Origin of the sequence: Acetobacter nitrogenifigens DSM 23921 = NBRC 105050, from assembly GCF_000429165.1 — a bacterium.
GTDB classification, from domain to species: domain Bacteria; phylum Pseudomonadota; class Alphaproteobacteria; order Acetobacterales; family Acetobacteraceae; genus Acetobacter; species Acetobacter nitrogenifigens.
In genome coordinates this window covers 259,276-282,818 of the sequence record NZ_AUBI01000003.1, presented here as the reverse complement: position 1 = coordinate 282,818, position 23,543 = coordinate 259,276, and the positions used below count along the sequence as shown (strand labels likewise).

General features: G+C 59.9%; 14 protein-coding genes. 7 read left to right on the top strand and 7 right to left on the bottom strand.

Annotated features, from left to right (window positions below):
- Nucleotides 1-309 precede the first annotated feature (309 nt).
- On the top strand, nt 310-1,383 hold the full coding sequence (locus G442_RS0106225; RefSeq protein WP_051292011.1) for a hypothetical protein: 1,074 nt from the start codon (nt 310-312) through the stop codon (nt 1,381-1,383).
- A gap of 417 nt (nt 1,384-1,800) precedes the next feature.
- On the opposite strand, the gene G442_RS0106210 is transcribed toward G442_RS0106225, so the two are convergent.
- The 5 genes from G442_RS0106210 to G442_RS0106190 form a co-directional block, all read right to left on the bottom strand.
- Nucleotides 1,801-3,384, bottom strand: coding sequence for an efflux transporter outer membrane subunit (locus tag G442_RS0106210; RefSeq protein WP_084440393.1), 1,584 nt, complete (start codon nt 3,382-3,384; stop codon nt 1,801-1,803).
- Complete coding sequence (locus tag G442_RS21070) at nt 3,381-4,700, bottom strand: efflux RND transporter periplasmic adaptor subunit (RefSeq protein ID WP_084440392.1); 1,320 nt, start codon at nt 4,698-4,700, stop codon at nt 3,381-3,383. Before G442_RS21070 ends, G442_RS0106210 begins: the two co-directional genes overlap by 4 nt.
- On the bottom strand, nt 4,697-7,861 hold the full coding sequence (locus G442_RS0106200) for an efflux RND transporter permease subunit (RefSeq protein ID WP_026397300.1): 3,165 nt from the start codon (nt 7,859-7,861) through the stop codon (nt 4,697-4,699). The genes G442_RS21070 and G442_RS0106200 overlap by 4 nt, the downstream gene beginning before the upstream one ends.
- 125 nt (nt 7,862-7,986) lie before the next feature.
- Nucleotides 7,987-9,498 carry a sensor histidine kinase gene (locus tag G442_RS0106195; protein ID WP_146882293.1) on the bottom strand — a complete coding sequence of 504 codons (1,512 nt, stop codon included), beginning with the start codon at nt 9,496-9,498 and terminating at the stop codon, nt 7,987-7,989.
- Nucleotides 9,495-10,208, bottom strand: a complete 714-nt coding sequence (locus G442_RS0106190) for a response regulator transcription factor (RefSeq protein ID WP_035376244.1) — start codon at nt 10,206-10,208, stop codon at nt 9,495-9,497. The genes G442_RS0106195 and G442_RS0106190 overlap by 4 nt, the downstream gene beginning before the upstream one ends.
- 236 nt (nt 10,209-10,444) lie before the next feature.
- Here G442_RS0106190 and G442_RS0106185 point away from each other — a divergent pair, with 236 nt between their 5' ends.
- Nucleotides 10,445-13,444 (top strand): TonB-dependent receptor plug domain-containing protein, encoded by a 3,000-nt coding sequence (locus G442_RS0106185; RefSeq protein WP_051292009.1) that lies wholly within the window; start codon nt 10,445-10,447, stop codon nt 13,442-13,444.
- A gap of 460 nt (nt 13,445-13,904) precedes the next feature.
- On the opposite strand, the gene G442_RS21065 is transcribed toward G442_RS0106185, so the two are convergent.
- The gene (locus tag G442_RS21065; RefSeq protein WP_051292008.1) at nt 13,905-15,131 is read right to left on the bottom strand and encodes a DNA recombination protein RmuC; all 1,227 of its coding nucleotides are present in this window, start codon (nt 15,129-15,131) and stop codon (nt 13,905-13,907) included.
- A 354-nt stretch (nt 15,132-15,485) separates the two neighbouring features.
- Between G442_RS21065 and G442_RS0106170 the strand changes: the two genes are divergently transcribed.
- The 5 genes from G442_RS0106170 to ubiM all read left to right on the top strand — a co-directional run bounded on the left by G442_RS0106170 (nt 15,486) and on the right by ubiM (nt 22,367).
- The gene (locus G442_RS0106170; RefSeq protein WP_035376243.1) at nt 15,486-16,841 is read left to right on the top strand and encodes a dicarboxylate/amino acid:cation symporter; all 1,356 of its coding nucleotides are present in this window, start codon (nt 15,486-15,488) and stop codon (nt 16,839-16,841) included.
- Between the two features lie 683 nt (nt 16,842-17,524).
- Nucleotides 17,525-19,156: an alginate export family protein gene (locus tag G442_RS0106165; protein WP_243429824.1), complete on the top strand. Its 1,632-nt coding sequence runs from the start codon at nt 17,525-17,527 to the stop codon at nt 19,154-19,156.
- Between the two features lies 1 nt (nt 19,157).
- Nucleotides 19,158-20,450, top strand: a complete 1,293-nt coding sequence (locus tag G442_RS0106160; RefSeq protein ID WP_026397293.1) for an MFS transporter — start codon at nt 19,158-19,160, stop codon at nt 20,448-20,450.
- 81 nt (nt 20,451-20,531) lie between these two features.
- Entirely contained in the window at nt 20,532-21,137 is a 606-nt protein-coding gene (locus G442_RS0106155) for a nitroreductase family protein (RefSeq protein ID WP_026397292.1), read from the top strand.
- Nucleotides 21,138-21,146: 9 nt separating this feature from the next.
- Nucleotides 21,147-22,367 carry a 5-demethoxyubiquinol-8 5-hydroxylase UbiM gene (gene ubiM / locus G442_RS0106150; RefSeq protein ID WP_026397291.1) on the top strand — a complete coding sequence of 407 codons (1,221 nt, stop codon included), beginning with the start codon at nt 21,147-21,149 and terminating at the stop codon, nt 22,365-22,367.
- On the opposite strand, the gene G442_RS0106145 is transcribed toward ubiM, so the two are convergent.
- Nucleotides 22,352-23,422: a glycosyltransferase gene (locus tag G442_RS0106145; protein ID WP_051292006.1), complete on the bottom strand. Its 1,071-nt coding sequence runs from the start codon at nt 23,420-23,422 to the stop codon at nt 22,352-22,354. The genes ubiM and G442_RS0106145 overlap by 16 nt on opposite strands.
- Nucleotides 23,423-23,543 lie beyond the last annotated feature (121 nt).

Sequence of the window (23,543 nt, the reverse complement as noted above, 5' to 3'; positions counted from 1 at the left end):
AATAATTTATTGTTCTTTTTCCAGTGAATTCTTTCGGAATATGCATACCTAATGGCGACCGAAGGCGTTTTCGTCGTAACATTGGGTGAACTTCCGTTACTTTGTTGACATATACATTCGGCGCTTCCACGATCGGCGGCGAGGTCAACCGATTTGGCCTAATATCGGCTGACTTAACAGGGCGCCGAGCGCAATGCCGGATTCCACTGCGGAATAATGTAACGCCGAATATTCGAAAAAATAGCAGCGCTTACGCGTCAAAAACCTCATTAGGCCGCCTCACAAAGAAAAACACACGAGGGTCTGCCAATGTCCGTTACTTCTCAAACCGATAATTACCTGAAACTCAACGGGGCCAGCAATCAGCTCCTGAATTCGGAATTATTGTCGTCAGTTACCAGCCTGAGCGCTAAATCCGCCAGCGCCACTACAGCGATGAGCTTTCTCGCGCCTGAAAACGCGATACCTGCATCTCAACTCACGCCTACGGTCACAGAGTTTCTAAACGGGGCAGTGAGCGAATATGTAATCGGCGGCGTGCCGGCGGGCATGAAACCGTTTCTTCAGAACGGAAAACAGATGTCGTTTCATGACGACCTCACTGGCGGCGTCGGGCATGCCTGGATTACGCCCGAAAACCAAGTTCTCATTACCTACGCGGGGACGACACGCGGCGAAAACCTGCTGATCGATCCGCTGGCGACTGCGGGTGGCCTGTTAAGCGATCTCGGCATCCTGCTCCGGCAGGTTTCTCCCGCACAGAAAGAAGCGCTTGCATTTGCCAAACAGGTCGTTGCCGCCGCTGGTCAACAGGGCTACAGCGCAGACCAGATTTTCGTAACGGGACATTCGCTGGGCGGTATCGAGGCGGAATATGTGTCGCAGCAGACCGGACTGGCAGGCATCGGTTTCGAGCCAAGTGGAATTCCCAAGGATCCCAACGCCGTCGGCAAAGGCTCGAATTTCATCTCTGTGGTGACACAGGGAGATCCTGTCGCCAACTATAGCTCCGACGTCGCTGGCGAGCAGCCGTTCGCTCCCGCTTACGTGCCCCAGTCGCAAGGTGGAGGTGCCTACCCGCACTATGGTTCGGTCCTGCAGATCGGCGCTGCGTCCGACCAAGCGGCGCTATCGCTCGCCGCACATGCCGTTGTGAATCCGTTTACGACGGCATTAGGTCTCGCTGGCGCTGTCGCTTTGATCGCGGAGTTTCACTTTCCCAAGGCTGAATACGCCGCTCTAGGCGTCACGCCGACCGGAAGCGCGCTCGACAAGCTGCCATCCACTATCGGCGTCGCGCACGGCCCGGTTCTGCCCGTCGCCAGTGACACGATTGGGCAGTTGCAAGCCTACATGTCTAATCACGTCACGATCGGAGCATGAAGCATGTCTCGCACGGCCGGTAACCTCATCTGGCCGGTGGCGAGCCGTTATTTCGGACGCATGTATGTCACGCTCGGCGCCTTGCGCAATCAGCGAAAGGCGCGCCCGCTCAAACTCTAGTGGTTGAGCAGCAGCATTTTATCAAAGAGCCTCAGGAGAAATTCAGGCATGTCGCCATATAAAGTGCGGAGTTTGATGAAGCCCGCACTCCCGCCTGATCTGTAATTTGTTCTCTCTGTTTTTACGGAAAGTGTGAATGCCAGCATATCTCCAAGAAAAGCCGGTAGGAAACACCGCAAAGCAAGAGGAATTACAAGGCCTTTGCCAACGCCGTTAACTGACGGCACGCCCTAACGCTGGATTTCAGAAAGTTGTGTAATCAGGACCTGTCGCGGGTCCTGACTACATCATTCAAAATCAGGGTTTTGTTGTCAGATCGGCGTTCGAGGGATTGGGCGACGTTTTCACGTCTCCGACGTCTTTCGGATTCCTCAACCCACTATACTGTAGCGGAGCGAAGGGTCTTATCTGGGTTGTTTTGGGAAGATCGGATGCGGACCACCCCCCGCCAAGCGCGCGGGTTAGCTCGACCACCGACTGGATCTGTCGTGTCTGGACCTGAACCAAAGCGACCCGCGCCGTCAATGCGGCCTGCTGCGCAACGACGACGTCAAGGTAATTGGTCAGGCCGCCGGTATAAAGCTGCATGGTCATTGTCTGCGTCCGCAGAGCGGCGCTGACCGCCTCAGCCTGCTGACCGCCTTCTGTCTTCAGCCGGTTGACGTTGGTCAGACCGTCTTCAACTTCCTGAAACGCGGAAAGCACGGTCGATCTGTAATCATCCTCGGACTGCCGGTAGTAAGACCAGGTCCTCTGCAATTCCGCCCTGCGCAAACCGCCCTGAAACAATGGCAGAACCGCCTGCGCGCCAAACTGGTACATCGAGTTCGACAACGATGCGAGATCGAATCCGTTATCCATGAAACCCGTCATCGCGTTAAAGGTGATTTCGGGATAGAACGCGGCCCGAGACACGCCGATCGCCCGATTGGCCTGCGCCATCTCGCGTTCCGCCGCCGCGATGTCCGGGCGGCGTTCAAGCAACGCCGAAGGAAGCCCTGCGGAAGGGCGAACATCCCGAAAAGCCAATGCCTGCACGGGGGCTATGTGGAACGCCGCCGGCGCCACGTTCACCAGGGCTGCGATTGCGTGCTCCATAACGTCACGGCGGGCCAGAATGTCCGTCTCTGCAGCTTCAGTGGAGTGGAGCTGCGTCTCGGCGCGCGACACGTCGAGACCTGCTGCGATCGAACCGGCGAGGCGCATCTGTGTGATCTGGACGGCGAGGCGATAGTAACGGATGGAATCCCGATAGACGGCGTCCTGAGCGTCAAATCCGCGCAATGCGATATAGTCCTGCGCAAGTTCCGCCTCAAGACCTAGACGGGCCACCGCATAATCCGCAGCCTTCTGCTGCGCCGCTTCCTTTGCCATCGCCGTCCGGTTGCGGATCGCGCGCCAGAAATCCGGCTCCCATGTCGCGGCGCCGTAATACTGCTCCGAAGACATGTAGATCGGGCCGGTCGCAGTGCCGCCTCGATACAGCCGATGCTTCGAACTTTTGTATTTTTCACCGCCGGCTGTACCCGAGACCTGCGGATATAGATGGGACGCCACCTGCGCGGCGACGTCGCGCGATTGCGTGAACGCCTCAGCCGCCGCTTCCAGATCGGGGTTCGCTTTCAGCGCCTGCTCCTCAAGCGCGTCCAGTTCAGGGTCGCCGAAAGTCTTCCACCAGTCAGCCCTCGGCGCGCCGTCAGACGGTTGGCCAAAGCGCATGGCGCCCTGCCCTTCCCAATTTGCCGGGAAGATCAGTTTCGTCGGCGCATAGGTCGGCGCCAGATCGCACGCTGTTAGCCCGGACGCCACCAGCAGCGCCGTCGCGCGCGTCAGAAAGCGACGCGTCACGCGTCCGCGCGTCAGAAACCTGCGCTCGGTCATTGCCGCGAACCCGCCTCCGGCCCAGGCGCATTGTCGTTCGGCATCGCGCGGACATTGTCTTGATGGGCGTCACCAGGGGTCTTCTGCGGAACGGACGGCGCGTCGTAACCCGGCGTTCCGGGCACGACGCGCACCTCTTCGCCATCCAGAAGTCCCGCAGACGGGTTGTTGATGACCTTGTCCTCACGCTTCAACCCGGAGAGGATCTGCACCATGGTCCCGAGGTTGGTTCCCACCTTTACGGGAACGAGATGGACGTGATTGGTGGCGTCGACCATCGCCACCTGCATCCCCTCCGCACGGAAGATCAGGGCGCCTTCGGGCAGAGTCAGAATACTCGGGTCTCCCGGCGCCACAAAATGCGCCGTCGCATAAGAATCGGGCCACAGAACGCCATCGTCGTTGTCGACCATCAACTCTGTCCGCACCGTGCGGGTGTTGGTGTCGAACGCTCCAGCGGTCGTCAGATAACGGGCATGGAACACGCGGTCAGGGAACTGCGGCAGAGTCAGCGTCGCCTGCAGATCCGGTCCGACAATGTCCGCGTAATCCTGCGGCACCGATACATAAACGCGCATGGCGTGGACGTCTGCGACGCTGAACAACTCGGTCGCCGTGCCATTCGAATTCACGTCGCCACGGCCTGCGTTGACGTAGTCGCCGACGTCAGCGAAACGCGCAGTCACGACACCGTCAAACGGCGCCACGATCCGTTTGAACGCCTCCAGGGCCTGAAACTGTTCAACGTCATGCTGGGCGGCTTCGACCTGCGCCTGCTGTGCAGCGGCGTTCGCCGCCTGCACGTCCACTTCCTGCTGCGACACCGCCTGCGTACCCTGCAAGGCCTTCCATCGCTTGGCAGTGACGTCGGCAATCTTGTAACGCGCCAGAGCCACGTCGAGATTGGCTTTCGAGGCCGCATACTGCGCATCGAGACCGGGCGTCTGAATCTCCGCCAGAAGGTCGCCCTTATGCACCTTAGCGCCGATGTCCTTGTACCACATCTTCACGTAGCCCGAGACCTGCGCGTAGATCGGCGCCAGATACCAGGCCGATATGTTCGACGGCAGATCAAGCTTGCGGCTCGTCGGCCCGGGCGACGGACTGATCAGTTGCACACGAGGGAAAGAAGCCTCTGTGGTCTTTTTCGCGAGATCGACGTAGGCGCCGTGCCGCTGCACCAGCCCCCATACGGCAAGGACAAGCGCCAGCGCGATGACCACGATGACGGCGAGCCGCCCTCGCCCCCCACCACCTTGCCCGGTCGGGGCAGGCGCCCCATGAGCCGGCGAATGCTGCGTCTGGTGGCCGCTCATGCCGCCTCTCCCTGCTTTGCGTGCGCCCGGCGACCGTGGATCATCGCGAAAACGCATGGCACGAACAACAATGTAGCCACTGTGGCGATCAGAAGACCGCCGATAACCGCCTTGCCGAGCGGCGCATTCTGGGAATTACTCATCGACATCGGCAACATGCCGACAACCATGGCAAGCGCGGTCATCAGCACGGGCCGAATACGCTCAAACCCGGCGTCAATCGCCGCCCTGATCGCATCCCCGTGCCGATCCAGCTCGTCACGAGCGAAGGACACGACAAGAATGGAGTTGGCCGTCGCCGTTCCCATGCACATGATCGCCCCGGTCAACGCTGGCACCGACAGCGCCGTGTGCGTCAGGAACAGCGACCACGCGATGCCGCCCAGCGCGCCCGGAAGCGCCGTGATGATGATGAACGGATCAAGCCAGGACTGAAAATTCACGACGATGATCAGGTAGACCAGCAGGATCGACATCGCGAGACCGCCGATGAGCTGCGCATACGCCGCGTTCATCGTCACGCCCTGCCCGCGGACCACCATGGACGACCCGTGCGGCAGGTTGCCCTGCTCCTGCGCCACGATACGCTTCACCTCGCGCGCAACTGTGCCCAAATCGATACCCTCGTTCGTGGCGTAGATATCGAACACCGGCATGATGTTGTAGTGCGCGACTTCACCGGGTGTGCCGGTTTGCACGATCTTGCTCAATCCACCGAGAAGCTGTGGCGTCGTGCCCTTCGGGTTTCCATCGCCCTTGTCGATCGGCAAGGTTTCCAGTGAATTCATGGTCTGCAGGAAGTTCGACGGCGTCATGATGTCGACTAGATGTGACACGCCGCTCGTCGTATCGAGCCAGTAAACCTGCCCGACCTGCGAACTTCCGGAGAGCGCAACAAGCGCGTTGTTGGCGACGTCGTTTTCAGTAATGCCGGTGCCCAACGCGAAGCTGCGGTGAGTGTTCACCCGCAGCGTCGGCGTCGTCATCGGCTGCTGGACACTGACGTCGGCTATGCCTGTCACACGACGCAGACGGGCAGCCAGGCGGTTGGCAAATGCGAAGTTGTCGGTGAGGTTTCGTCCCACGACCTGCACATCGATCGGAGCGGGAAGACCAAAATTCAGAATCTTCGCGGTCAAATCGGCTGGCATGAATGTAATCTGCGTTCCCGGAAATGCCTTGGACAGACCGTCGCGTAGAATCTGGCGGTATTCGGCAACCGGCGAATCATCGTCTTTCAGCGTAATATTGAGGTCGCAATCCTGCGCGCCGACAGTCGGCGTCGGGATGAACGCCTGATTCAGAGCGCTGAACGGCAAACCACAATTGTCAACGACGTCCTCAACCTGTCCCGGCAGCAGGCGTGAAATCTCTGCATTGACCAACTGCGAGATTTTTCCCGCCTCCTCAATGCGCGAGCCCAGAGGCGCGCGCATATGGATGGCCAGAGCATTTGAATTGATTTCCGGAAAGAAGTCCTGCCCGACGAAGAAGAGAAGGCCAAGTGAGCATATTGCGGCGCTCAGAAAGCCCAGCAGAAATTTGCCGCGCAGCGCTACCAGCGCAACCAGCATGTCCCGATATCTCATGCGGAACTGCTCGAACCGTTTTTCGAAACCACGCTGGAAGCGACCAAATACATTGGTCGGCTCTTTATGTCCCTGCCTGTGCGCCTCAACCTGTGCCGCAAGCATATACTTCGCCATCGTCGGGACCAGAGTCCGCGAAAGAATGAACGATGCAAGCATGGCGAAGATGATCGCCTCGGCCATCGGCATGAACAGCCACCCTGCGACCCCGCTCAACTGGAACAGCGGCGTCCAGACGATACAGATGCACAAGGTCGAGACAAAAGTCGCCACGACGATCTGGTTTGCGGCATCGATGATCGCAGTCTCGAGATCTTTGTCCTGCTCAAGATGGGAGTCGATATTTTCGATCATGACCGTGGCGTCGTCGACGAGGATGCCAACCGCGAGCGCGAGGCCGCCAAGCGTCATCACGTTGATCGTCTGCCCGGCCCAGCCCAGTCCGATGATCGAGCAGAGCATGGCGAGAGGAATGGACGTTGCGATGATAACGGTGGAGCGCCAGGACCCGAGGAACAGCAGCACGACCAGACCGGTCAGGATCGCCGCAGTGACCATTTCCTGCACGACGTCACGCACCGAGTCTTTCACGAAGATCGAAGCATCGCTGAGAATCTTCACGCCGACGCCGGGCGGCAACGTCTTCACCACGTCCGGCAGGAGTTTCTTGACGCCCGCCACCACATCCAGCGTCGAAGCGTCGCCGCTTTTCATGACGACGATGATGACGCCCTGCTGCCCCTTGACCAGAACAAGGTTGGTCTGCGGCGGTCCGCCCTGATGGACCCAGGCCACGTCCCGCAGGTAAACCACCGAATTACCGACCTGCTTGATCGGAATCTCGTTAAACGTATCGATATCTCTTGGCGTCGCGTTGGTCTGCACCATCCAGTCCATCGCGCCGATTTTCTGATCGCCGGCTGGAAGAACGATGTTCTGTTTGTTCAAAGCCACCGACACGTCGACGGGCGACAATCCGTGAGCCAGCAACTTGGTCGGATCCAGATCGACCATGATGTTTGAAGGCTGCCCGCCGTACGGATTCGGCATCGCGGCGCCCGCGACCGACACAAGCGCCGGCCTGATCAGGTTCGACGCCATGTTGTAAATCTGCGAGGCGGTCATCGTCGTCGACGACACCTGCAGGGTCATCACCGGAACGGACGACGCATTATAAGTCAGGATGAGCGGCGGCGTACTTCCCGTCGGCATCTGCTTGATGACCGTCTGCGACACGGAAGTGATCTGCGTCTGCGCGACCGTCGCGTCCGTGCCCGGCTGGAAGAAAATCTTGACGATGCCGCGACCGTAATACGACTGGCTCTCAATATGTTCGATATTATTGACCGTCGCGGTCAGGGCCCGTTCGTAATAGTAGACGACACGCCCCGACATGTCTTCCGGCATCAGCCCGGTGTAACTCCAGACCACGGCGACGACGGGAATCTTGATGTTCGGAAACACATCGGTCGGAGTCGACAAGATGGAGCGAACGCCGAACACCACGATCAGGATCGAGAGAACGACGAAGGTATAGGGTCGCTTGAGGGCGATTACGACGATTTCGTTCATAATCCAGTCACCTCGGACACGCGCCTTACAGAAACGTTCACAGTCAACATGCCTCGGCCTATGCCAGCCACAGAGTGTTGCAGCGAGTAAATTAGCATTTAGAGCTTAGCTCGGCGGATGCCCAACTATCTGGCGGGCGCAGAAAAAACCGCAATGAACCGGGCCCCACGCTCCGGCCGCCCAGCCTGAGCATCTTCAATACGCACATGCGCGTTATGCAACCGCAGTATAGATGACACAAGACTCAGGCCCAAACCGCTCCCGCGCACATGGCGACTCTTGTCCGAACGATAAAAACGGGTCAGCACTGCCTCACGCTCCTCAGGAGCCACGCCCGGCCCTGTATCCGTAACCGACAGCGCCGGGTGATCATTCCACAGGCCGACCGACACCCGCACTTCACCACCAGCTTTGGTGAACTTGATCGCGTTATCGACGAGATTGGCCAGAACCTCGATCAGCAGATCCCGGTCTCCATGCACCACAAGAGGCCGCGATACGCTGTCCTGCCTTTGTTCCGTGGCGCGGGCGGCCGTCCAGACGTGCCCGCTATCCACAACGCCGCCCTTGCGCTGTGGCGCCCCGTCGTCACGCAGCAGCACCACCCCCTCGCTCTCTGCGATTGGTTCGTACAAATCTATGATATCGCCAGCCAGATCATCCAGATCGACGGCGGCGAAGCCGTCGCGGCGGCGGCCGTTGTCAATTTCCGCCATACGCAGCAGCGCCGTAATGATGCCGAAAGACTGATCAAGATCGTCGATCGCCCGACCGATCGCCTTGTGCAGTTCCTCGACGGAGTTCGCGTTCGCTCCCGTCAACGCGCGATCAAGGCGTGCGCGCACGCGCGCAAGCGGTGTGCGAAGGTCATGCGCGATATCGTTCCCGACCTCCCGCATGTCGTGCATCAACTGCTCAAGCCGATCGAGCATCCGGTTCACGCTGCCCGCCAGACGTTGCAGGTCGTCCCGTTCTCTCCCGGCCGGGAGGCGTTCGTGGATATCGCCTTGCATGATCCGGTCCACCGCCTCATGCATCTCCTTGACGCGCGACAACGCCCGGTGACTGAGCCACAACCCCGCCATCAGGGCGAAGAGCAGGACCGGCGTCGCCGCTATCAGCGAAGCGCGCCTGAGCATGAGTTTCTGCTCGCCAAGCATATGGCGGCTTCGACCAAGCACCAGAATGCGCCCATCCGGCATACGCGTGGCGATAAAGCGCAGGACGTAAGGCGCGCCCTCTTCCGGCTGCACCGTCACGTCATGGGGAATGCCGTCCTCGACCAGTCCCTCCGGCCACGCCTTCAGATCGCCGACGATCCGCTCCCGTGAAGACGTGAACACGCCTTCCGCGTTGATGATGAGACGCAGATCGTCCGTGGAGCGCTCGCTGATGACGTAGTTCATGTGCTCCGTCGGCATGGCCAGCAGCAGCGCCGTCTCCCTGCGGAGCAGAGCATCCGACCGGCTGTGCTCCAGCGACGTCATCTGGACATAGACAAGAGCGAATTGCAGGACCATCGCCCCAAGCATGGCGAGAGCGAATCCGAGCGCCAGCCGAAAACCCGCGGCCCGGGTCAGTTCCCTGCGGGAAAACGCGCGCGATGGGGCCTCCTTCGGAGCGGAGGCGCCGCTCATTCGTCGGACGCGTCTGGCACGCGGAGAGAAAAGCCGGACCCGCGGATACTATGTATCATCGGCTCCTCGTCCGGACCGTCCACCTTCCGGCGCAGCTTGCCTATATGCACGTCCACCAGGTTGGTCTGGGGTATGAAACGGTAGTTCCACACCTCTTCCAGCATCATGGCGCGTGTCAGCACCTGCGCGGGGCGCCGCATCAGATACTCGAGCAACCTGAACTCGCGCGGCAGCAATTCTATCTCGCGCCCGTCTCGCGTGACCGTGCGATCAATCAAATCCATTATTATCGGACCGACTCTGAGCACCGTCACGCGCGTGTCGTCCGGTCGCCGCAGCAGCGCCTCGATCCGCGCAACCAGCTCTTCCATTGCGAAAGGTTTCGTCAGGTAATCGTCGCCACCGGCTTTCAGGCCGCTCACGCGGTCGTCAACCGCCGAAAGCGCGGACAGAACGAGCACAGGAATTCGTATGTCGCGCGCGCGCAGCGTCTCGATCATCGTCAGCCCATCGAGAGCCGGAAGCATGCGATCGACGACCATGACGTCGAACTCGCCAGAAAGCGCGCGCTCCAGCCCCTGATCGCCGACCTCGATCGCCAGCACATCGAACCCCCGGCTTTCCAATTCCTCGGAAATCTCCCGGGCGATGCCCCCGTCGTCCTCGACGAGAAGGACGCGGGGCCTGTACGTCCTGCCTGATTCGCTCATGACATTGACCGATGACCTCAAGCTCGCACCAGAACCATTAAAATCGCTTTCATTTCACGCCCCCCCGCGCGCCTCACTGTAACAGCGATGACCAACTCAGTGACAATATTGCAACTATATGAAGCCAAGTGATCGCACACCGATACGTAACGTTGCGGCAGCATCACAGTTGATGCAAACGCAACACTATTCCGACACATGTCGAAGACTCATTTAGTATAAAGAAGGCCCGCTATATGGATTCCATCCACGCGCCTGGCGCCGAAAAGCGAGTAACACGCAACGGTCGAAAAAGCCTGCTCGCAGCGACCGTTCTTGCATCTGCGCAAATCATTGCAGTCGTCTGCGCCACGCCCTCTCACGCGGCGACGTCCACCACCTCTCACCACGCAAAACGCACTCGGAGCGCGGCATCTCACTCCACGCTCCAGCACAACGCGACGACCAATCGCAGTGCGGCAGCGGCCTCCGTCGTTCCCGCAGCACAACCCACAGCAGCACGTGCAGGCACGCGCGACGCTCTCAGCCATCCTTTCGAGGCCAATACGAGCGAAGACGTTGTCGTGACCGGTTCGGCCCTGCGCTCGGGCCGTTACAACCCGAACCCCGTTCAAGTGGTAAAGTCGCAAGACATCCAACAGACGTCCGCCACCAACCTCGGCGATTATCTGCAACGCCTGCCCTCTATCGGCAGCAGCGGAACGTCGAACGCCGTACAGAATGGCGGTGAAGGTCTTTCCTGCACCGACCTCCGTAACCTCGGCTCCTCTCGCGTTCTCGTCCTGATCGACGGGAAGCGCATGACACAGACGATGGCCAGTGGCTTCTCCTGCGCCAATCTGAACAATATCCCGACGGATATGATTGAGAGCGTCGAAATCCTTAAGGACGGCGGCTCAGAACTGTACGGCGCCGACGCTGTCGCGGGCGTTATCAACGTAAAGCTGAAGCACAACATTACTGGCGGCACCATCACCGCACGCGGCGGCATCACCGATGTCGGCGACGACAAGACCGGCAAGCTCTCCGGCCAGTACGGCTTCAATTTCGATCATGGCAAAGGCAACATCACCGTCTTCGGGCAGTACATGACCCAGGAAGGCGTGATGCAGAAAAATCGCGGCTATCTGTCCAATCCCTGGACGGAAAACACCGCGATTGGCGACAGCCCTACGTATGGCTCGGGTTACTCAGCCACGTCACGTGTTTTTGGCGACAACACACCTGGCGCCGGCGTCGTCCCCGACGGCAAGGGCGGTTATCGTACATTCAGTTCATCTGATCGCTACAATTACGGCGGCCCCTCCTCCCTTCTGTCTTACCTTCAGACGTCCAATCTGGGCGGCGACGCTCATTACGACCTAAACAAGCACGTCACGCTCTACGCGAACGTGTGGTACACGCATGAGTCGCAAAACTCGCAGATGGCCGGCATGCCTGTGGCCGGCAGCGTTTACCCCTCCACGTTGTCCAATCCTCTCTACCTCCCCGAAAATGCGCCTTATTACAGCAGCTCCTGGGGCGATAACGCGTATATGTACCGCCGTTACACGGACGTCGGCAATCGTGAGATGAATACGGCGTCGGACACCTATCAGGTGACCGCCGGCGCGAAGGGTTACATCGTCGGCAAATGGGAATACGACGTGTCGATGGGCTATGGCTCCAGCCAGGCCACCTTCAACACGAACAATGAACTCAATTACCGCAAGCTGATGCAGACTTATGGCATCAGTCAGGTTGACCCTTCGGACGCGGGCAGCGCCGTCACGTATGATCCAAGCGTCTGCCAGGCGTCAGCTGGATGCGTTCTGTCGAACCCTATGGACCCGCTCAGCTCAAAGGCTGCCGATTATGTTCGCTTCAACGAGCACAATCACGCCGACTATCAGCTGCGTGACTTCAACGCTCGCGTTCATAACGATCAGGTCGTGAAGCTGCCCTGGAAGAACGGTGGGTCGCTTGGCATCGCCGGCGGTATCGAACACCGCAGCGAGCAGGCGAGCTACCATGCCGATCCTCTCGATATCAGCGGCGATTCTTCAGGCAACTCTTCGAGCAACACCGGCGGCGGCTTTGACGCAACCGAAGTGTATCTCGAAGGCAAGATGACGCTTCTTCATAACGCGTTCCTCGCCAAAAACCTGATGATCGATGCACAGGGCCGCTGGTCGCATTACAACACGTTTGGCAGCACGCAGACGTGGAAAGTCGGCATCGACTGGGCGCCTGTTCAGGACATCAGCTTCTCGGCGACGTTGGGCACGTCTTTCCGTCAGCCTTCGGTGACCGAGCTGTATGGCGGCCAGAACGTCTCTTACGCCTCCGCCATTGATCCGTGCGCGCAGGTTTCGACCTACGGCGCGCTCAGCGAAGCCGTGACGGCGTACTGCATGAAGCAGGGCATCAAAAATCCGGCGACTTTTGAACAGCCCAATTCGCAGATTCCGATCGTGCAGGGCGGCAACTCCAAAGTGCAGCCCGAGACGGCGCGCACCTACACCATCGGAACGGTCATCACCCCGCGGTGGACGCCTGGTCTGCGCGTTGGCGTGACCTACTGGCACTACACCCTGAAAAACATGATCGGCACGCTTCCAACGCAATATATCGTCGATTCATGCGCGACCGGCACGTCTTCTTATGAATGCCAGTTCGTCAATCCGCGTAACTCAGCCCAGCAGCTGACGACGGTTGAAAACGTTTACCAGAACGTCGGTGGCCTGCGCACAAGCGGTATCGATTTCGATCTCTCCTACCGCATTAGCTTGAGCATGCGCGACAGCCTGACGCTGAACAACAACTTCCAGCAGTTGGTGTCTTACCTGCAGCAAAACGAACCTGGCGGGCCCTGGTACAACTACGCCGGGCGTCTGTTTTACCAAGGTTACGGAGCCGGCATGCCGCGCGTGCGCGACTATGCCTCAGCAACGTGGACGCATGACAATTTCAGCTTCACCTACATGATGTCCTACACGGGCGGCATGAAGTGGAACGACGGCACAAACGACGTCTCGTGCAGCCAGTACTATTACTGCAAGACACCGGGCATCTTCACGCACGACGTAACAGTCAACTACAAGCTCGGTCGCTGGAACTTCATGGGCGGCGTTAACAACATCCTCGACAAAAAGGCGCCCTTCGTCGCGGATGGAGCCACCAACACCAGCGCCCAGAACTACAGTGAGCTTATGCTCGGTCGCTATGTTTACCTGCAGGCTGGCGTCAACTTCTGATCCCAGACTCTGTTAAAATTTTCTTCAAGCAGGAAGGGGGGGCGCTTAAACAGCGTCCCCTTTTTTTTCCGAGACTTCCAAATGGAAGCAGAGCAAGCGCTGTTGGCGCCGCGCAGATTGTCCCGCCTGCCTAACAAGACAAATCGGCTCGCTACCGCAAAGTATGCTTTCTCTTACGTCGTATGCACATCGAAATCGTCGCTACAGAAAAATGATGCCTCACCGTAAAGTCGACGCGATACGAAAATTCTTCCGATTTAACAATAAAATCTCTTACTTATGGTAATAAATTTTCAATTACAAAGTTTTACTCATAAATATTGTATTTATTAAATATATTACAAGTTAAATTTCAATATATATATGAAATAAATGCGAAGTAATTATTTTTTCCCATAAAATCTACCAGACTAACCCTCCGCCAATCACAAGATTGGCAGTGCATAAGTAAGAAATCATATCAATTCGCATCATTGACAGTCTGTTCAGCAGAATCCAGCGAACGCAACTGCCTCGCGACCACTCTTGTCCGACGACGCGCGTCTTCAATCGATGAAGACATCGCCTGCGCATTTCGAGAAAGTTTTTCGAGAACCCCGTCCATCTTCAGCATTTCCTGCCGGGTCGCGCCAAGAAGGCTTGCGATAGCCTCTGTACGATCCTCGAGAGAAAGCGTGACATAGCCGAGATGAATCGTTCGCAGCAGTGCCGGCGTAAGGGACGGCCCCATGACCAGGACCCTGCATGTCCTGCCGATCTCGTCGATCAGACCCGGCGCACGGGCGACTTCTGCGTATAGACCATCGGTCGGAAGATAGAGGACAGCAAATTCAACCGTCTCGGGCGGCGAAATATATTTCGCAGCAATCTTCCGCGCCTCGAACCGGATCGCTGTCTCAAGCGCACGTCGCGCCGCGCGCTCGGCCTCTCGATCGTCCTGCGCGCTGGCGTCCAGCAGACGCTCATACGCCTCTGTCGGGAATTTACTGTCGATGGCGAGGACCGGCGGCGCAGCGGCGCGCACGGGCATCCGCACAGCGAACTCCACGACCTCCCCGCCCTGCCCGATCCGCCGGTTGGCCTCGTAGGCACCGGGAGGAAGAATATCGTCCAGAATGGCGCGAAGCTGCGCCTCGCCCCAACCACCCCGGGTTTTCACATTGCCGAAAAGGCGCTTGAGGTCGCCGATCTGGGCCGTCATGGCCGACACTTCGCCCATCGCCTTCTGCATGGCGGAAAATTGTTCCAGCACACGCTGGAACGACGTCTGCATCTGCTTTTCGACTGCGGCGTGAAGCTGCTCAGTCACCGCCCCCCGGATGGCGGCGAGTTGCACGGCGCTCGCTTCCGCCATTTCGCGCAGGGCCGCAGCAGATGCGGCGCGCGCCTCCGCCTGCTCACGCCCCAGACTGCCGCCGATATGCCCAAGGCGCTCAGCCGTCTCGGCCCGCATCTGCTCCACCCGGGCGAGCATCGCGCGCTCCATCTCGCCGAGCCGTGCCAGGTGATGCTCCGCCTCGGCGCGCCGGGCGACGCCCTCTCGCTCCACGAGCACGTATAACCGCGCGAGGAGATCGCTGTCCGGGGTTCCTCCAGTTGGCTTGCGACGCGCAAGCGTCGCGCCGATCCAGCCACCCAGAGCCAGCGCAGCGAGAAGCGCGGCTCCCGTCCCCGCGTCCGGCGGCATGAGACTCACTCTGCTCGCCCCGCCAGACACTGTCTCCCCATACCCCGCCAAACCTCCTGCTTCCGTCCAACGGACGTATCAACTTTACGCGTTCCGAGAAAGCGACCAGCCCTCAGGAACGCCGTCGACCGACGCGTTCGGAGCGACCAGCACGTGATAGGGCGTTTTCTCCTCGATAAAAAACCAATCCGCCCTTCCTCGAAACTCGACCGCTGACCGACCGAACCCCTGCGGTTGGCGTCGGCGGAGGACGATGCTATCGGAAATTTCGCGACACCCGGTCGACAACGAACAGATAATATTAAAGACGATCGGCGCCCCCATAAACGCCCCTGCAGATGGTACCCCTTATCCATGCACGCGATCGCTCCCCAGCCCAGTTCCCGCACGCCTCTGTGGAGGAGCCTGTATGTGCAGGTCGTCGTCGCCGTCGTGGCGGGCGTCCTGCTGGGTCAATTCGCCCCACAGTTGGGCGCCTCCATGCGCCCATTGGGCGACGCGTTCATCAAGCTGGTGAAGATGGTCATCGCGCCGGTGATCTTCCTCACCGTTTCTACTGGCATCGCCGGGATGGGAGACCTTGGCAAGGCCGGTCGCATCGGCGCCAAGGCGATGGCGTATTTTCTTGTCTTCTCGACGCTGGCTCTCGCAGTCGGAATGGTGGTCGCCAACGTCGTGCACCCCGGAGGGGGCATGCACGTCGATCCCCACTCCCTCGACGCCGCCAGCGTCAGCACTTATGTGGATCGCGCACACGATCACTCCTTCACTGATTTTCTCCTCCAGATCATCCCAACCACCACAGCAAGCGCCTTCACCTCGGGCGAAATTCTCCAGGTGCTGTTCGTAGCCGTCGTGTTTGGCATCAGCCTGTCACAGATGGGCTCACGCGGCGAACCCGTCCTCAACTTGTTCCGTCAATTGACCGAACTCGTATTCGGGGTCGTGCGCATCGTGATGCTCGCCGCCCCTATAGGCGCGTTTGGCGCAATGGCTTTCACGATCGGAAAGTTCGGCATCGGCTCCGTCGTCAGCCTGATCTGGCTGGTCGGCACGTTCTACCTGACATCCATCCTGTTCATCGTGCTTGTTCTGGGCGTCGTGGCGCGAGTATGCGGGTTTTCGATCTTTCGTCTCCTTGTCTACATCCGTGAAGAGCTTTTGATCGTCCTCGGCACCAGCTCATCCGAGTCCGCCCTGCCGACGTTAATGTCCAAGCTGGAAGCCGCAGGCTGCGCCCGACCGATCGTGGGTCTTGTCGTACCCATGGGATATTCGTTCAACCTGGACGGCACCAATATCTACATGACGCTCTCCGCCCTGTTCATCGCACAGGCGACAGGCATCCATCTGTCTTTCGGCGAGCAGCTCGCTCTGCTTCTGGTGGCGATGGTCAGCTCCAAAGGCGCTGCAGGCGTCACCGGCGCGGGATTCGTCACTCTTGCTGCGACTCTCTCCGTCGTGCCCAGCGTCCCGGTCGCCGGCATGGCCCTTATTCTCGGCATCGACAAATTCATGTCTGAGTGCCGCTCCCTGACCAATATCGTCGGCAACGCAGTCGCAACGATTGTCGTGGCGAAATGGGAGAACCAACTCGACAGCGCGCGTCTGTCAGACGCGCTTGCCGGTCGTCTGCCGCCGACCGAACTCACCCCGGCCGCGATCGAAGACGAAGCCCGTGATGAGGCGACTGTACACCGCTTTCACTAAACTGTTAGCTCGACGCAAATCCGTTCGTTCGAATAACGATACACGCCCCAACAAAGAATCGAAGTCCTTTCTTCGTTCCACTATGGACGCAAAGGACCTCCCCCGCGTGTCGTATGATGGTGATTACTTGAACGAATAAAAACATTTACGAACATAATAGGCGGATAAAAAATCTTTGTGACGCAGGGAACCGCGAAAAATTTCCAGACGGCGTGTCAGTCGCCACCGTCTCCATAGTTACCTTCCGTCAGCGACATGTTTTCGAGAGAATACTGTTTAAGTCGGGAACTTTCCATAAGCATAATGGATTATGCACTTACCTCTTCGCGCCGCCTCGATGCACGCGCACGTTGTAAAGATGACACAGGCGCCTTTGATCATGCCTGCACACAATAAAGCTACATGACGACGGGGGGCGCAGTGTGCATCATTGCAATCGCACAACCGGTGAAGAAAAACCTCGCACCGGATTTTCGCCAGTAACAAAAAAAACAATCGAAGTGCTGAAGATGAATCACACAGACACGAAGACGTTTCCCGGTCGACGCTCCGTCTCCATCACAAAAATCTTAAGAACTTCCAGCTTTCTTACTGGTTTGTTTCTTTTTTCGCCGCACATTGCGGCCGCTGAAACAGCACCGAACGCAGGCATAAACCAACATACCCCGATCCCTGACGCCTACATGAACACCGCTCACACGACGACGCCAGCGACCGTAAATAAATACGGACCAAATGGCCCCTTGCAGGCGCTGCCTATAATACGACGCACGACGAAGGGATTCTGGGATTCCGAACTTCTTCCGACCCTGGACTCCCGTCCCGAACTCTATGCACAGCCTCAATCGCTGGAGCTGACGCCCCAGCCATCCGCTCTCCTGCACCAAGGGCCCTGGGGCGTCTTCAACGCAAACACCGGCGCGGCATCCGGTTTCGGAACCGTCGGTTATTACGCCGTGTCTCGCTGGGCTGAAGACTGGTCAAAACTCCGCGACAAGCGCAACCGCATCGATTTTCTGGACCCGCTCAAATACATTCCGTTAAATGAGAGCGGCTCCATCTATCTGACACTGAGCGGAAATTTCCGCCATCACGGCTTCTTCGACCAGCGCGCCGGTTTCGGCACGACCAAGAAAGACCCGGCCTATCGTTCGACACTGCGCTGGAACGCGGGCGCCGACCTGCATCTGGGCGAACATCTGCGCCTGTACGGCGAACTCATGAGCGCACAAGCTGGCGGCATGAACTACTACGGATACGCTGGCGGCCGCTGGCGCAGCAAGCTGGACGCCCAGCAGGCCTTCGTAGAAGTGAAGGGGCATCTGCTGCACGCGAACATGGGCGTGATGGTCGGGCGCATGACGTTCCTCGATGCGCCGCCTTATATCACCGCAGGAAGCGTCTATCCGACCGTGCCTTATTCGTGGAATGGCGTCCGGGCTTATTCCTTCTGGAAGAACTTCCGCGTCGATCTCTTCGATCTGACCCTGACCAACAACGCCCCGACAACCGCGTTTCACGATCAGGTCGGCTACCGAACCCGCTGGTATGGGGCCTACACATCCTACGCCGTGCCGTCGTTCAAGTTCATGAACATGAAGAGCCAGGTCTTCGTCGACACCTTCTTCATGGGCTATCTGCTCGCCAGCAACCCGATTGCGAAGACGACCGGAACCATCGCCGGATCGACCCGCAGAGACACTCCGGGCATGAGAATTTGGGGCAACGCCGGACCGATCGAGTTTTCTGTCGGCGGCATGTGGCAGGGGGGATACTTTCAGGCCGCGAATAACGGGCCGCGCCGCTCCGTCGACGCCTATGCGTTCGATGCGCAGATTTCATGGCGCTTCGCCAAGGTGTGGGGCCGCCCCCTGCTGGGCATTCAGGCCGACGACATATCCGGCGGCGACACCAGAAAGAGCCAGACCAGTTCGTGGGGCAACTTCCTGTCGCCATGGGTGCCCAGCGCCTATTATCTCGACATCAGCACCTATATCGGCAACTCGAACATCATCGACGTTGGACCGATCGCCACGATCTCTACAAGTAAAAACACGTCTCTCCTGATGAAAGTTCCTGTAATATGGAGAAATAGTACAAACGACGCGATTTACGCCAACCCGACGGCCATCTACGCATTCCGCCCACACGGCGGCTACACGGCCACCATGCCGCAGGCCAGCTTCACGTGGCGCGCGACGCGTCATATAACGCTCAGTATCGACGGCGAGTACGTGTTCGCCTCGAAGGCCATGATCAACGCTGGCGCGTCTTCCGGCGCATACGTTCAAAGCAACCTGGAGCTAACCTTCTGAGATGACCGCAGGTTCCCCGGACGAACTCACCAACGCCCAGCGCCTGCGGGGCGTGTTCTCCGGATCGGCCGGGAACCTGCTGGAATATTACGACTGGTACGTTTATTCCGCGTTCGCGTTGTATTTCGCACATGCTTTCTTTCCCCACGGCTCTCCGACCGCAGAGTTGCTGAACACCGCAGCAGTCTTCGCCGTCGGCTTTCTGATGCGCCCTGTCGGTGGTTGGCTTATGGGCGTCATGGCGGACCGATACGGTCGCCGCGCCGCGCTCACGGTCTCGGTCTCCGCCATGTGCGCGGCCTCCCTGATCATCGCCCTCTGCCCGACCTACGAGCAGATCGGACTCGCCGCCCCAACGGTTCTGGTTCTCGCCAGACTGGTGCAAGGGCTCAGCCTCGGCGGCGAATACGGCGCCTCCGCCACTTATCTCGCCGAAGTGTCGAAGCCTGAACACCGGGGTTTCTGGTCCGGCTTTCTCTATGTGACTCTGGTCATGGGGCAACTCGGCGCGATGGCCGTGCTGCTGCTGATGCAATACGTGTTGCTGACGCCGGAGCAGATCACCGCGTGGGGCTGGCGTGTGCCGTTCGTCATCGGCGCCGCCGGAGCGCTGCTGATCTTCTGGCTTCGCCGGAATATGGAAGAAAGCGCGACCTTCAAGAAGAAGCAGGATGAAGGCGAACGGGGCGGCCTCGCCGTCCTGCTTCAGCACCCTCGCGCCGTCGCCACGGTCATCGGACTGACCATCGGCGGGACGGTCTCCTTCTACACGTTCACGATCTACATGCAGAAATTCCTCGCCAACTCTCTCGGGTTCGGAAAGGACACGGCGACGTTGATCTCCGCGGGCGCGCTGCTGGTGTTCGCCGCAATGCAGCCCGCTTTCGGCGCGTTGTCAGACCGGATCGGACGCAAACCCCTGCTCGTCGCATTCGGCGTTCTGGGCACGCTCGGGACAGTCCCGCTGATGTCCGCGTTATCCGCCACGCATTCTCCGTGGGGAGCGTTCGGGCTGATCATCGTCGCTTTCGCCATGATTTCCGGGTACACAGCGATCAATCCGGTCGTAAAAGCAGAACTCTTCCCGACACGCATCCGCGCGCTTGGCGTCGCCTTTCCCTATGCCGTCACCGTGTCGATCTTTGGCGGCACGGCTGAATACGTTGCGCTCTGGAGCAAGCAGGCTGGCCACGAAAGCTGGTTCTTCTGGTATGTCTCCGCCTGCGCGTTCTGCACGCTGCTGACGGCTCTTACGCTGCCGGGAGGCGACGCGAAGCTGCCCGAAGAGGGCTGAGCGCCCTCCGGCGTCGAGTTGGCATTCCGGCCGAGTTGGGTCATGGTCCCGCCAACATCCCGATGATCGGAGACTGACCCCGTGAGCAAGCACCACCACACCGCGCTTGAGACTCTGCTCTCGCGCGCCTCGGCGGACACTCTCGTCAAACCGGCGCCGAAAGGCGAGGAGCTGGAGGCGATTCTTTCCACGGCCATGCGCGCTCCGGATCACGGCAAGCTGCGCCCCTGGCGCATGGCGCTCGTGCGCGGAGAGGCCCGTCTGGCGCTGGCGGAACGGGTCGTGGCCAGCATGAAGCGGCTGGACCCGAACGTGCCTGAACAGAAGATCGAAAAGCGCCGCACCCGCTTCTCGACCATGCCGCTGACCATCGTCCTTGGCATGCATCTTCGGCCGGAAGACAAGATTCCCCTGCTCGAACAACAATTGGCCGTCGGCGCGGCGGCGATGAACATCCTCAATGCGCTGCACGCAGAAGGATATGGCGGCCTGTGGGTCTCGGGCGACATCGCCTACGACCCTGAACTCGCGACGGAACTCGGCTTTCCACCGCCGCATGCGCTGGCAGGATTTATCTTCGTCGGCACCCCCGAGAAAGACCGCGAAACGCCGAAGCGCCGGTCCGTTGCGCCTTACGTGGCGGATTGGACCGGAGCGCCCGTGTCGTTCGAAGCAGACAAGCAATAGGCTGCAGGCATGGCGCACGCGACCGATTACGACGTAGCGATCATCGGCGGCGGCCCGGTCGGCCTCGCCGCCGCGCTGGCTCTCGACAATGCTGGACTGACCTGTGCGGTGCTGGAACGGGCGCCGCGTTCCGCCTGGGAAGAGCCGGGGTTCGACGGACGTGAGATCGCGCTCACCTACCACGCGCGCGACCTTCTCGAACGCGTCGGGGCGTGGCGTCATATTCCCCATGTCGCCATCTCCCCCTTGCGCGAAGCCCGCGTGGAGACCGGGCGAGGCAACCATCCGCTCATTTTTGACGCCCCGGCCGACCATACCGAAAGCAGCGCCCCGAATGCGCCCCTGGGTTGGCTCGTCTCCAACAACCAGATCCGCCGCGCCCTGTTCGCCGAAGCGGCGTCTCGCTCCGGCGTCACGTTGCTATCGGGCGTCGATGTCGATTCGATCAGGCAGGACGCCGCCTCCGCCGTGACGCATTACTCCGGCGGCCAATGCGGTGCGCTACGGGCGCTCCTGACGATCGGCGCCGACGGTCGTTTTTCGCCGACACGCCGCCGCGCGGGAATCGGCGCCGTCATTCACGACTTCAAGCGTGTGATGATGGTCTGCCGCATGGCGCATGACGAACCCCATCACCATGTCGCCCTGCAGTGGTTCGATGAGGGGCAGACGGTGGCTTTGCTGCCCGTAAACGGGGGCGCGTCGTCTCTCGTGCTCACCCTGCCTCCCGAGGATATCCGCCGTCTGATGAACGCCGAACAGGCGGCCTTCAATGACGAGATCATGCGCCGCGTCGGGCGCCGTCTCGGCGCCATGCGGTTGATCAGTTCCCGTCACGCCTATCCGCTCAAAGCGGTTTATGCGCATCGTTTCGCGGCCCGACGTCTGGCGCTGTTGGGAGACGCCGCCGTGGGCATGCACCCCATCACGGCGCATGGTTTCAACCTCGGCCTGCGCGGCGTCGATACGCTGGCGACCGAAGTGGCGACGGCATTCAGTGCTGGCCGGGATATCGGCGAGCATGCCGTTCTGCGGCGTTTCGAAGCGAAACATCGCGCTGCGACCATGCCCCTGTTCGCCGCGACCAACAGCATCGCCACGCTCTACACGCGCGATGCCGCGCCTTTCCGGGCGCTGCGCGGGCTGGGGCTGAGAATTGCCGACGCCGTGCCGCCCTTCAAGTCAGCCGTCACGGCGACGCTGATGGACCGCCGTCACTCTCCGGCCTGAGCGCGCCGCTTCCAGTCAATACAGCGTTCGTAAAACGCCTCGATCCGCGCCGCCTGTCGAAGCGGAGCGAAGCGTTCCATATCCCAGATTTTTTTGGGCTGACCGAGCAGCGCCCGAATTCCCTCCGCCATGGCGCGCGCATCTCCAGGCGGGGTCATGCAGGAGGGATGTTCACCCAGAATGTCCGGCACGCCGCCGGCGTTCGTGGCGAGGACCGGCAGCCCCGCCGCCATCGCCTCCAGCAAAACAAGCCCGAACGGTTCGTGACGCGACGGCATTACGAATGCGTCCAGCCCCGCAAGGTCGCGCCGCAGATCATAGCGAAAGCCGGGGAACAGCACATGGCCGCACGCACGGGCCTGCAGCGCCTCGCGTTCAGGCCCGTCGCCAAACACAACGAGGCGCGCGTTTTCCGGAGCGCCTAGAGCGAAAGCCTCCAGTAGCACGTCAAAACCCTTCTCGGGGATCATCCTTCCGGCGGCGCCGATCAAAAAGACGCCTTCCGCAATGCCCAGTTCGGCGCGCAGACGACCAGAAGCGTCCGGTAGCGAAGAACACGGGGGAGTCCAATTCGAGATGGTTTCCACAGGACCTGTGAAAGAGGTCGGAATTTCTGCGCGCTGCCAGTCCGCGATGCAGATCAGCCCATCGTGCCGTTCGTAAACGCGCGCGACGTATTTCCTGTGCAGCGTGGCGACGACCGGGCAACGCGCCTGCGCTTCCCGGCGCATCGTCCGGCCAAGACTGTTGAGCACCCCGGCGCGAATGCTCGCAGCGCCGACATGAGTATGAATTACGTCGGGTCGGAAACCCCGCCAGAGCGACAGCAACGACAGCAGGTAACCGTCGAAACTGGATCTTACGACACGCACTGACGGCGGCAGGCGCGGGACGAGATCGCCTTTGGTCCGTCGGTCGCACGTATCGCGGGCGACCAGCACGACCACCTCGTGCATGTCAGCCTGCATCGCCGCCAGTTCGCTGAGATAGCGCTCGGTGCCCGCGAACTCGTGAGTGAGAATACAGTGGAGGATGCGCATCCGAATCGCGGCCAAAAAACACACTCAGGCGGAAGGGCGCTCCGCCGGACATCAGCAGCCCCATCGGAAAGCGCCGCGCGCCAGACCGCGAGCAACGCCAATCTCGCCGTTCCCCGCCGCGCAATCAGCGACGTTA

What these genes read in the sequence shown, in the direction of transcription:
- G442_RS0106225 (WP_051292011.1), top strand. Translation starts at nt 310, where the DNA reads ATGTCCGTTACTTCTCAAACCGATAATTACCTGAAACTCAACGGGGCC.
- G442_RS0106210 (WP_084440393.1), bottom strand. Translation starts at nt 3,384, where the DNA reads ATGACCGAGCGCAGGTTTCTGACGCGCGGACGCGTGACGCGTCGCTTT.
- G442_RS21070 (WP_084440392.1), bottom strand. Translation starts at nt 4,700, where the DNA reads ATGAGCGGCCACCAGACGCAGCATTCGCCGGCTCATGGGGCGCCTGCC.
- G442_RS0106200 (WP_026397300.1), bottom strand. Translation starts at nt 7,861, where the DNA reads ATGAACGAAATCGTCGTAATCGCCCTCAAGCGACCCTATACCTTCGTC.
- G442_RS0106195 (WP_146882293.1), bottom strand. Translation starts at nt 9,498, where the DNA reads ATGAGCGGCGCCTCCGCTCCGAAGGAGGCCCCATCGCGCGCGTTTTCC.
- G442_RS0106190 (WP_035376244.1), bottom strand. Translation starts at nt 10,208, where the DNA reads ATGAGCGAATCAGGCAGGACGTACAGGCCCCGCGTCCTTCTCGTCGAG.
- G442_RS0106185 (WP_051292009.1), top strand. Translation starts at nt 10,445, where the DNA reads ATGGATTCCATCCACGCGCCTGGCGCCGAAAAGCGAGTAACACGCAAC.
- G442_RS21065 (WP_051292008.1), bottom strand. Translation starts at nt 15,131, where the DNA reads ATGCCGCCGGACGCGGGGACGGGAGCCGCGCTTCTCGCTGCGCTGGCT.
- G442_RS0106170 (WP_035376243.1), top strand. Translation starts at nt 15,486, where the DNA reads ATGCACGCGATCGCTCCCCAGCCCAGTTCCCGCACGCCTCTGTGGAGG.
- G442_RS0106165 (WP_243429824.1), top strand. Translation starts at nt 17,525, where the DNA reads ATGAACACCGCTCACACGACGACGCCAGCGACCGTAAATAAATACGGA.
- G442_RS0106160 (WP_026397293.1), top strand. Translation starts at nt 19,158, where the DNA reads ATGACCGCAGGTTCCCCGGACGAACTCACCAACGCCCAGCGCCTGCGG.
- ubiM (WP_026397291.1), top strand. Translation starts at nt 21,147, where the DNA reads ATGGCGCACGCGACCGATTACGACGTAGCGATCATCGGCGGCGGCCCG.